At 64.4% G+C, this 11,209-nt stretch carries 10 protein-coding genes; 8 read left to right on the top strand and 2 right to left on the bottom strand.

Translation table 11 applies throughout. The features are described from left to right. The coding region (locus tag PGX04_RS12275) for an SDR family NAD(P)-dependent oxidoreductase (RefSeq protein ID WP_273738776.1) at positions 1–151 on the bottom strand (151 nt) is incomplete at its 3' end. Between the two features lie 125 nt (positions 152–276). Between PGX04_RS12275 and hisD the strand changes: the two genes are divergently transcribed. From hisD to PGX04_RS12255, 4 genes are all read left to right on the top strand, one after another. Then, positions 277–1,578 carry a histidinol dehydrogenase gene (gene hisD / locus PGX04_RS12270; RefSeq protein ID WP_273738775.1) on the top strand — a complete coding sequence of 434 codons (1,302 nt, stop codon included), beginning with the start codon at positions 277–279 and terminating at the stop codon, positions 1,576–1,578. Between the two features lie 166 nt (positions 1,579–1,744). Beyond that, positions 1,745–2,695 (top strand): 3-hydroxyacyl-CoA dehydrogenase family protein, encoded by a 951-nt coding sequence (locus PGX04_RS12265; RefSeq protein ID WP_273738774.1) that lies wholly within the window; start codon positions 1,745–1,747, stop codon positions 2,693–2,695. A gap of 843 nt (positions 2,696–3,538) precedes the next feature. Continuing rightward, positions 3,539–4,621 carry an anthranilate phosphoribosyltransferase gene (locus PGX04_RS12260; RefSeq protein ID WP_273738773.1) on the top strand — a complete coding sequence of 361 codons (1,083 nt, stop codon included), beginning with the start codon at positions 3,539–3,541 and terminating at the stop codon, positions 4,619–4,621. Between the two features lie 603 nt (positions 4,622–5,224). After that, on the top strand, positions 5,225–6,022 hold the full coding sequence (locus PGX04_RS12255; protein WP_273738772.1) for an enoyl-CoA hydratase/isomerase family protein: 798 nt from the start codon (positions 5,225–5,227) through the stop codon (positions 6,020–6,022). A gap of 488 nt (positions 6,023–6,510) precedes the next feature. Here the strand turns inward: PGX04_RS12255 and PGX04_RS12250 are convergent, their stop codons facing one another. Further along, positions 6,511–7,248, bottom strand: a complete 738-nt coding sequence (locus tag PGX04_RS12250; protein ID WP_273738771.1) for a 3-hydroxyacyl-CoA dehydrogenase family protein — start codon at positions 7,246–7,248, stop codon at positions 6,511–6,513. Between the two features lie 124 nt (positions 7,249–7,372). Here PGX04_RS12250 and PGX04_RS12245 point away from each other — a divergent pair, with 124 nt between their 5' ends. From PGX04_RS12245 to PGX04_RS12230, 4 genes are all read left to right on the top strand, one after another. Further along, entirely contained in the window at positions 7,373–7,624 is a 252-nt protein-coding gene (locus PGX04_RS12245) for a hypothetical protein (protein ID WP_273738770.1), read from the top strand. After that, entirely contained in the window at positions 7,621–9,057 is a 1,437-nt protein-coding gene (locus PGX04_RS12240) for an APC family permease (RefSeq protein WP_273738769.1), read from the top strand. Before PGX04_RS12245 ends, PGX04_RS12240 begins: the two co-directional genes overlap by 4 nt. A 124-nt stretch (positions 9,058–9,181) precedes the next feature. Next, positions 9,182–10,114 carry a ferritin family protein gene (locus tag PGX04_RS12235; RefSeq protein WP_273738768.1) on the top strand — a complete coding sequence of 311 codons (933 nt, stop codon included), beginning with the start codon at positions 9,182–9,184 and terminating at the stop codon, positions 10,112–10,114. Between the two features lie 93 nt (positions 10,115–10,207). After that, positions 10,208–11,209: CaiB/BaiF CoA transferase family protein (locus tag PGX04_RS12230; protein ID WP_273738767.1), on the top strand; the 1,002-nt coding region annotated here is incomplete at its 3' end.

Raw genomic sequence — 11,209 nt, 5'->3', positions numbered from 1 at the left:
CGGCCGCGTCGGCCATCGCCGCCGTCTCCTCGACGCCGGCGCTACGCGCCGCGAGGGCGACGTTGGCACCCTCCTCGAGCAATCGAAGTGCGATCGTTCGGCCGATACCGCCGCTCGCGCCGGTCACGATGAACGTTCGTTCGTCGTGCATACGGGTCCGTTTTTGCGGGTGGACAATAACTCCTCCTCCCGGCCGTAGCTGCAACCGGTGACGCGGTGGCCACGACTCCGATCCTTGGTTTTTATAGCGCCCGGAAGGATAACAGATTCGTACGTATGTCCGATTCAATCGAGTACCTGAAAGAGGCGGGTAGCGCCTCGATCGAGATCGATCAGGAGGTAACGGACGCAGTCCACGATATCCTCACCGAGGTGAAATCCAGCGGTGACGAGGCCGTTTTCGAATTTACCGAGCGATTCGACGGCGTCGACATCGACGAATTCCGCATCAGCGACGAAGAGATCGAAGCGGCGGGCGAGGAACTGACCGCCGCCGAGAAGGAGACGATCGATAACACGATCGACAACGTCCGCGCGTTCCACGAGGAGCAGCGCGAGCACATCGAGGGCTTCGAGACGGAGTTCGAAGAGGGCGTCCGCCTCGGCCAGCGCATCGTTCCCGTCGAGTCCGCGGGGACGTACGTTCCCGGCGGTCGCCATCCGCTCGTGGCCGCGCCCGCGATGTCGATCGTTCCCGCTGAGGTCGCGGGCGTCGACAGGATCGTCACCTGCGCACCGCCGCAGGACGACGGGAGCATCCAGCCGGCTCAGCTGTACGCCATGGACCGCGCCGGTGCCGACGAGATCTACAGCATCGGCGGCGCGCAGGCGATCGGTGCGATGGCCTACGGCACCGAGTCCGTGCCGGGCGTCGCGAAGATCACGGGTCCCGGCAACGTGTTCACCACGGAAGCGAAGCGACAGGTCTTCGGCCACGTCGGCATCGACTTCCTCGCCGGCCCCTCGGAAGTGCTGATCCTCACCGACGAGACGGCCGACCCCGAACTGGTCGCGACCGACTTGCTCGCGCAGGCCGAACACGACCCCAACTCGCGGCCGATCCTCGTCTCGACCGATCGCGACGTCGCCGAGGCGGCCGTCGACGCACTCGACGAACAGGCCTCGAGCCTGCGTACCGAAGACGTCGCCCGCGAATGCTGGGATGAAAACGGCGAGGTCGTCGTCGCCGACACCAGAGACGACGCGATCGAGGTCACCAACGACTACGCGATCGAGCACCTGCAGGTGATGATCGACGACCCGCGGTCGATCGTCGACGATCTCACTAACTACGGCTCGCTGTTCCTCGGCGAGCACTCGCCGGTCGTCTTCGGCGACAAGGCCGTCGGGACCAACCACAGCCTGCCGACCCTCGAGGTCGCGCGCTACAGCGGCGGCATCACCGTCGGGACCTACCTCAAGACGCTGACCCACCAGGAAGCGACCGAGGAAGGGGCCGCTCGGATCGCCCCGTGGGCGGCCGAGATCTGCAAACTCGAGGGCACTCACGCCCACCAGCTCTCGGCGGAGGCGCGCCTCCGCGAGGACATCAGTTCCGACTACGGACCGCAGGAATGACGACACGTCCGCACGCCGATCGAGCCAGTCGTCCCACGTAGCTCGCACCGCGTCGGCGTCACGACCCCGCCCCGCCGGCGATAGCCGACGGTATCGGCTTCGAGAACGTACGAAACGGCGGAACACGTCCGGTGGATTTTACAGCCGTCTGGGCGAAGGGGCGATGATGATCGATCAATTCGACCCCGATCGAATCGCAGTCGTTGGTGCCGGGACGATGGGCCACGGGATCGCCGCGACGTTCGCGAGCGGGGGATTCGACGTCGGATTACACGATCAGGATGCGGATCGGCTCGAAGCGAGCCGCGACCGCGTCCGCGAGTCGATCGAACTCCTCCGCGATCACGGGCGTTCGGAGCGGACCGCCGACGAGGCGCTCGAGGCGCTCACTCGATCGACCGATCTCGAAGCGGTCGTCGCGGACGCGGACCTCGTCATCGAGGCCGTCACCGAGGAGCTCGAAGTCAAACGGGCGGTGTTCAACGAGCTCTCGGCGCTGACGGGCCCGGAGACGGTGCTCGCGTCCAACACGTCCGGGCTCTCGATCACCGAAATCGCCGCCGCAGTGGACCGCCCTGAACGGGTCCTCGGCGCGCACTGGTTCAATCCCCCGCACATCGTCCCGCTCGTCGAAGTGGTGAAAGGCGAAGAGACGAGCGACGAACTCGCGGCGGCGCTTACGGCGTTTCTCGACGATCTTGGAAAGACGGCCATCACGGTCGAGAAGGACGTACCGGGATTCATCGGCAACCGCATCCAGATGGCGATGTGCTACGAGGCCTTCTCGCTGCTGGACCGCGGGATCGCGAGCGCCGAAGATATCGACAAGGCGGTGAAGGCGGGCTTCGGGTTCCGACTGCCGTCGATGGGGATCTTCGAGAAGGTCGATCAGTCGGGACTCGACGTCCACTACGCTATCGAGTCGTATCTCATGTCCGACCTCGACCGGAGCACCGAACCGAATCCGGTCGTCACCAACCTGGTCGATGCGGGTGAGTTAGGGCTGAAAACCGGCCGCGGCGTCTACGACTGGGAAGACGCGGATCCGGATACCGTCGTCGCCAAGCGCGACGCGAAACTCCTCGAACAACTCGAGCAGTACGAATCGGCCGATTGATCGTTCGAGTCGAACCGGAACCGAAACGTGTCGGTCCGATCGAACGGCGTTGTACCTGACATCGGGAGTGGTCGCTGTCGATCGCTTCCCTGCTCGAGAGTCTCGGAGGCGGACCACGAGCGTCGACGGGAATTGTATCATAAATCAATTATAAATCAATACATACCAAAATTTAGTTATGGTAGGGCTGTCGTCCAATCAATTCGGATAGCGCGATCCACGACACCGACCGGGGTCCCGAGGCGATCGACCGGTGGACACCGTGGGTCACAAAGACATCAACGGCGTATTCGACCGTCACATCCCTGGAATCGTCGCTTCCTCGATCACCCACGAGACGGACGCCATCAGCGGACGAAGCGGGCGTTCAGGGCGCTGTACTCGGGGAGACGTATCGAAATCCTCGATACTGACCGTTTCGTGAATTACTGCGGACCGAAGCGAGCACACTGCAGTCGCCGTTATGGACGATCGGTATCGATAGGTAACGGGAGGGTCGTCTTCCGAAATAATACCAATTTGAATAGTATTATATATAGCAGATATTTTGGAGTGTTGTAGACTTGGTCCGCTCGCGCGTGAGAAGGACCATCACCCGCCAAGTCGAGATCCGTCTCTCTTCTCGGCGACCCGTCGATGGTGACGGTCGGCGTTCTATCGACGCCGAAGACGACGAATGTCGAAGGTGCAGTCAGGTGTCGAGCCGTCCCGGCGGCGGCGAGTTCGAGACGAGGGCTCCCGACGCGCGATCGACGTCTCGAGTCGCAGGGATTCGTGATTCGGCGCGTTCGAGGCTTCAGAAGCGGGAGGCTTTTGCGCGATCCGGCCCAACGGGGACACAACATGGCGCACGCAACCCAGGAATTCGGCGACTGGCCGCTCGAGCGGCTCATGACCGAGGTCGTCGGCTCCGGCCCGAAGTCGGCCGACGACATGTCCCGCGAGCAGGCTCGCGAAGCGTTTCAGCGCATTCTGGCGGGCGAACCGGACGAAACGACGCTCGGCGCGTTCTGGCTGGCCAACCGCTGGAAGCGAAACAACCCCGAGGAGCTGGCGGCCTACACCGATGTGATGCGCGAGGAGTCGGTCGTCACCGCCGAACCGGAGTGCGATCCGGTCGACTGCGGGGCGAACTACGACGGCAAGCACAGCTCCGCCGTCCTCGGCGTCGGAGCCGGCGTCGTCGCCGCGGCCGCGGGCACCCCTATCATCGTCCACTCCGGCGATCGGGTCCCGACGCAGAAGGCAACGGCGTACAAACACGTCCTCGACGAGCTCGGCGTCCGAACCGAACTCGAGCCCGGCGAAAGCGCGGACATGGTCGACGAGACCGGCTTCGGGTTCTACTACCAGCCCGCGTTCAACCCCGGAGTGCACGACCTCTACGACCGGCGCGATCAGATGGGAGTCCGAACGTTCGTCAACACGATCGAAACGATCGCGAACCCGGCGAACGCCGACGTCCACCTGGGCTCGTTCTACCACCTCGCGTTCGCGAAGAAGCTGACCGACACGATCACCGAGAGCGAGCGACTCGAGTACTCCCGCGCCATCTTCTTCCAGGGAATGGAGGGCTACGACGACATCCGTCCGGGCTACACGAAGGTCGCGGAGTGGGACCGAGACGCCGACGACGGTGCGAATTCCTTCGAGGATTACGAGGTCGAAACCGCGAACTACGGCATGGCGATGGAGGCCGAGGACCTCGAGGTCGACGACGTGACGGCCGACTCCGCGTCGATCACCGAGGCCGTCCTCGCCGGCGACCGCGAGGGACACTTCGCCGACGCTATCGCCCTCAACGGCGCGTTCCGGATGCACGCCCGTCAGGACGTCAACAGCCTCGAGGACGGACTCGAGCGGGCACGCGAGGTCATTGCCGACGGCAGCGCGGAAGCCGTGCTCGAAGACCTCCGGGCGTTCTGAGCGGGGAGTTCTGAGCCGGCGTTCTGAAGCGGGCGTTCGAAGCGGGTGTTCGAAGCGGACGAATTCGTTCGTACTGGTACTCGAGCAGCGTTCGAGCTGCACGCAGTATCGTCCGTCGTTCGTCGAAACGATTCGTCCCTTCCTACTGACTATGAGAGATATTAATCATGTTCTATATTCTAAGTTCGTGTCACTGATAACAGCGAGTGGGATTGAACGGCCGTTTGGGTCCACATGAGTGGGTTTTGGTGTCTCCGTCCCGACCACGACCGGCTCATTTCCACACTGATAGAAATCTCATAGACACCCGATTCAGACGGCTATTCGCCCGATATCGGTTTCTGGAACGGAACGGCTAGATACGTAATAAACGAAATATATTTACCATAGTGACAATATTGATATATTTCTCGCTATTCCCCACCGCCGTCACCGACGGCTCTGCGCGCGACTCGAGCACCCGATCACATCGTCGGCTCGCTCCCGATCGCTTCGTCCGACGACGAGTAATCGGTGTCCGTTTCGGGCGTCGGGAGAGCGAATTCGCGACCCCTGTGACGGCGAACAGTGTACCTTTTTGACTGTTGCCCGTGACCACCGTACATGGACCACTCACTCGAGACTGTCCTGGTGGAGTACGACGACGAGCGCGGCGTCGGCACGATCACGATGAACCGGCCGGACGCGTTGAACGCGCTGAACGGCCAGCTCAGAGACGACATTATCGCGGGGCTCGAGTCCCTCGAGGAACGGAACGAGGACGCCGACGGCGTCGCGCTGCGCGCCGTAGTTCTCGAGGGCGCCGGCGAGAAGGCCTTCTGTGCGGGGGCGGACATCGGCGGCTTTTCGTCGGATTCGGCCGGCGGAACCTCGGCCAGGACCCACTACGACTTCATCAGGGACTTCCCGGTCCCGGTCATCGCGAAGATCGACGGCTACTGTCTGGGCGGCGGCCTCGAGACCGCGCTTGCGTGTGACTTCCGGCTGGCCAGCGAGGGAAGCACGTTCGGCTTCCCCGAAGTGAATCTCGGCATCCTCCCCGGTGCCGGCGGCGTCCAGTACGTCGAGAAACTGGCCGGCCCCGCCGTCGCGAAGGAGCTCGCGATGACCGGGAAACACATCTCGGCGGAGCGAGCGGGCGCGGAAGGGATCGTCAATCACGTCTACGGCGACGACGAGTTCGAGGACGAGGTCGACGAGTTCGTCACCGAACTCGCCGGACAGGCACCGCTGGCGGTCCAGGGGATCAAGAAGTCCGCCGCCATGGCGGTTCAGACGGGGTTGGAGGAGGGCCTCGAGTACGACAGCCAGCTCTTCGCGGAACTGCTCAAGACGGAGGACCACGCGGAAGGCGCGGCGGCGTTCAGCGAGGACCGCGAGCCCGAGTTCGAAGGCAAGTAACGGAACAGGGCGGCGACCGCCGTCTCACTCCCGTCCGATTTTTCGACCTGCGGTGGCGCGCGCTGTTTCGCGGCGAACCGACGGTGAGCCGCGGATCGACGTTGCGCGAGGGATGAGCGAGTGTAACGAGTGAATCGGCTGGGGAGGATGTGGAATCCCTCGTTGCCACGATAGCAGCGCACTCTACTCTCCAGTCGAAAATAAGACGTTGAAGGTGGGTAGAACCGACAACGGAGAGCGTCCTGCTACCGTGGCGGCACGGAATTGCCACGCCCTCCCCAGCCGATTCGCTCGCTGCTCACGGTTCCCGTCGGTCACCGTTCGCTCTCGAGGAAATCACTACGTTCATCCCTCGCACCGCTCGCTCATCCCTCGCGCAGTATCGAACCGCAGTTCGCTCGCCGCTCACTGCGGTTCAGCGCGCGCCGCCGCATATCGGTTCGTCGGTCCGAAGCGGAAACGAGTCCGCACCGCTGTGGAAACAGCCCTCAGTCCCACTCCTCGCCGAGACCGGCCAGCGAGAACGGACCGACGGGGAGGTTGTAGCCGTCCTCGAGCGCCTTGTCGACCTGTTCCTCCGTGGCGATTCCCTCGTCGACGATCTTCTGGGCCTCCTCGCGCATCGCCGCGTGACAGCGGTTGGCGAGGAAGCCGTAGGAGCCGGGATCGTCGTCGATGGTGACACGCGTTTTCCCGAGTTCGTCGACCAGTTCCTCGGCGCGCTCGACGACGGCCTCGTCGGTTTCGGGCGCTCGCACGATCTCGACCATGTCCATGACCGCGACGGGATTGAAAAAGTGCGTCACCGCGACCCGCGACGGGTCGGAGACGGCGTTGGCGATCGAGGTCACCGCGAAGCCGCTCGTATTCGAGTACAGCGGCTGGTCGTCCGTGACCTCGTCCAGGTCGCGGAAGACCTGCCCCTTGATCGCCAGATCTTCCGTCACCGCCTCGATGACGAAGTCGGTCCCGTCGGTCGCCGCATCGAGGTCCGTCGTGAACGTCAGTCGCTCGAGGACCGCGTCCTTTTCGTCCTCGGAGAGATAGCCGCCCTCGACGGCGTCGTCCAGTCCGTAGTTGCCCGAGACGATCCGTTCCTCGGCCTCTTCGGCCAGTTCCTCGTTGATCTCGCGGACGGCCACGTCGTAGCCGTTCCGTGCGAGTACCTGTGCGATGCCGGCGCCCATGATGCCACCGCCGACGACGGCAGCGCTCTGTTGTGCCATGCCACCAGCCTTCACGAGTATCGACTTAGTTCTTGTCAACTGTCGTGGCAACTCGGTTCGTCGGCGCTCTCTCCGGGTGTCAGATACCCGAAGATATTTTATCATTGGCATGGTTGAGCATAACATGGCAATCGGACAGTACCGCGATGATCCGGCGGAGATGGACGACGTCGAGCGCGAGGTAGCCGCGGCGCAGTACCCCGAAGGCGGACTCGTAGTCGGTCTCGGCGTCGGGATCGTGCTCCCCGTACTGACGGTTCAGGCGCTGCTCGTCCTCACACCGTTCCTCGGCGGTATCGTCGGGTTCGTCGTCGGGCGGCGGTTCCGCGACTACGCGATTCGTCGCCGCCGCAGGGATCGTTCGGCGACGGAATGAGCACGATTACCGACGGCGACGGGAAGACTCTTTCCTCGAGCATCGGCATCGTCGGGGTACTGGCGCTCCTGGTCGGGAACGCGATTTCGGTCCCGATATTCGTCTTGCCGGGGCCGCTGGCGGGAACCGCGGGGCCGGCACTCGTACTGGCGATCACGGTCGCAGCGATCCCGGCCGGGTTCGTCGTCCTGTACAACGCCTTGCTCGGCTCGGCGATGCCGGTCGCCGGCGGCCTGTACGTCTACATCTCTCGGCTCACGGCCCCTTACTGGGGGTTTCTGGTCCCGTTCACGATCCCCCTCGTCGCGTGGGCGTCGCTGCTCATTACGGCGACCGGCTTCGCCGAGTACACCCGAATCTTCTTCGACGTGCCGTCGATGTGGCTCATCTACGTCCTGCTCGGATTCGTCTTGCTCGTCAACGTCGTCGGGCTCAGGGTCGTCGCGCAGGTACAGATCGTCTTTTTCGTCGGCCTCGTCGTCGCGCTCCTGACGTTCATCGTCCCCGGTGCGACCGCGATCGATACCGCCAATTACACCCCGTTTTTCCCGGATTACGGCGGGTTCGGGCTCGCGGTCGTGGCGCTGTTCTACCCGTTCCTCGGATTCGGGTTACTGGTCGAACTCGGGGAGGAGATAGAGGACCCCAGGCGGACGATCCCGCTCGTACTGGGGCTCGGTATCGGTATCGTCGTGCTGTTTTACGTGGGGCTGATCGCCGTCCTCGTCGGGGTCGTTCCGTACGCGGAACTGGGGAACGAGGCCGATCTCGCGCTCGCCGCCTCGAGATATCTCCCCTGGTGGGGCGAGTACGTCGTCGCCGCCGGCGCGATCTTCGCGGTCGTCACCACGGTGAATACGACGCTGCTCGTCTTCTCCCGAACGCTCATGCGCGCGAGCCGTGACGGCATTCTCCCGGCGTCGTTGTCCAAGATTCATCCCCGGTTCGACACGCCCCATTACGCCGTCGCCGTACTCGGTGTCCCCCCGTTCGCGCTCGTCCCCCTCGCGAACGAAATCGTCGGACTCTCCGTGTTCATCGGCCTGGCCAGCCTCACGGCGTACTTCTTCTGTGCCATCGGCCTCTGGAACCTGCCGCGGGAGTTCCCGGCACACTACGCCAACGCTCCGTTTCGACTCCGCCGATACCGCGGGCTCCTCCTCGCGGTGCTGGGCGGGGGCGTCGCCACCGGCGCGTTCTGGCTGGTCACGCTCCTCCAGCGACCCGTCGTGGGCGTGGTCCTCATCGGTTGGTTCGGCGTCGCGTACGTCTACTACCGATACCGACTCGCCAGGACCGACCGAATCGAAACGTACCGAACGATGACCACGCTCGACGTCCACGAGCGCGTCGAGGAGAGCGAGGCGCAACGCGCCTCGGGTGACGCGAACGGGGACACCCCGCGAGCGAACGCCGGCGAGAGCGGCGACTGACCGTTGGACCGCACCCCCGTCCCCGTGTCGGCTATCAGCCGACACGGTTCGAACGGAGTCCTCGCGGGTCGAGCATACCCGACAGCGACCGCACATTTAATAGTCGAGTCGACATATGTGGGATATGGAAACAGAGTACACGCCGACGGCGATGATGGACCGGGAGTCCAGATCGAACCGCTACTATCGAAACGCGGTCGAGCGACACTGGGACCCCGGCGAGATCGACCTCGAGCGAGACGTCGAGAACCTCCTCGAGTTCATCGAGGCCTCGGAGTCGTACGACCGGGAGTCGTGGTACGGCACCCTCAACGGCATCGCGAAGTTCGGCGCGGGCGAGGACGCGGTCACCGAGGATCTCGCGCCGCTGGGGGCGGTACTCGACGATATCGACGATCAGCTGTTCCTGACGACCCAGTTGTACGAGGAGGCCAAGCACGCGGACTTCTTCGACCGCTACTGGCGGGAGGTCGTCTGGACGGTCGAAGACGAACTGGGCTGGGAACGATCGAACCCGCGCCACGAACGGTGGTTCAACGATCCGTACATCGAACTGTTCGACCGTAACCGGAAGGCGCAGTTCCGGCTGCTCGAGGAAGACACGCCCGAAAACCGAGCCAGAGCGTACTGCCACTACCACCTCACGGTCGAGGGCATCCTCGCCCAGACCGGCTACTACGGGATGCAGACCTCCTACGGTGGCGAGTTCGACGAGCTGCCGCACCTGCCGGGGCTCGTCCGGGGCTTCACCAAGATCCGCAGCGACGAGGGCCGCCACGTCGGCTTCGGGATGAACCAGCTCAAGAAGCTCATCGCCGGGGGCGTCGACCCCGCGATCATCGAGGAGACGGTCGAGGAACTCCTCCCGCTCGTGCAGGGGATCACCGAGGATGAGCGGTTCCAGCCGGACGACCCCGACGAGCGCGTCGGCCTCGAGGACGGGAGACTGGCCGCCTACGCGGTCGACAAGCACACCGATCGGATGCAACAGATCACGGACGCCACGGCCGATATCCCGGACGTCGACGAGTTAGTGCAACTCGAGGGCGACGACTGACGGTGGAGGACGACGACTGACGGGACGGGAGCGGCGCGAACTGTGGCCGGCCACCGACAGTAGGCTTTTGAGAGATGACCGGGTCGTGGTACCATGCAGCTCGATTCCGTCCGAGTACTCGACCTGTCCCGCCTGCTTCCGGGCCCGTACGCGACGCAACTGCTCGCCGACGCGGGCGCTGACGTGATCAAAGTCGAAGATACCGACGCGGGAGACTACGCGCGGTACACACCGCCGACGACGGACCGCGGCGTCGGCGCGCTGTTCGACAGCGTCAATCGGGGCAAGCGTAGCATCGCCGTCGACCTGAAATCGGAGGCTGGTCGGGACGCCTTCTACAGACTCGTCGCGGACGCCGACGTCGTCTTCGAACAGTTCCGACCGGGCGTCGCCGAACGGCTCGAGATCGACTACGAAACGCTGCTCGAGTACAACGAGGATCTCGTCTATTGCTCGCTCTCGGGCTACGGTCAGACCGGGCCGTACGCCGAGCGCGCGGGCCACGACCTCAACTACGTCGGGCTCGCGGGGCTGCTCGATATGACTCGCGAGGACGAGGCGATGGCACCGCAGCTCCCCGGCTACCAGATCGGCGACCTCGGCGGCGGGCTGTTCGCGGCCTTCGGCATCGTCGGCGGACTCCTGTCTCGCGAACTCGGCAACGGCGGCGAGTATATCGATGTGGCCATGACCGACGTGGTCGCCTCGTTCTCGCAGGCGATTTCCCACGAGGCGCTCACCGGCGACGATCCCCGGCCCGGCGAGACCGCGCTCACCGGACGGTACCCCTGGTACGACGTGTACGAGACAGCCGACGGGCGCTACGTGACGCTCGCGGCGCTCGAGCCGAAGTTCTGGGCGGCGTTCTGCGAGGAGACCGGACGGGAGGGGTTGATCGACGTTCACGGCACCGACGACCCGGCCGAGCTCGAGGCGGTCCGCGAGGAACTCGAGTCGCTGTTCGCGAGCCGCTCGCGGGAGGACTGGCTTGAGGTGCTTTCCGACGAGACGATGGTCGGGCCGGTGTGTACGCCGGCCGAAGCCCTCGAACACCCCCAGCTCGAGGCCCGCGGGCTGATCGAACGACCGGCGGAC

It is taken from the genome of Natrinema soli, assembly GCF_028618695.1.
Note: the sequence above shows the minus strand (reverse complement) of the source record. Positions and strands in the feature narration are given on the sequence as shown.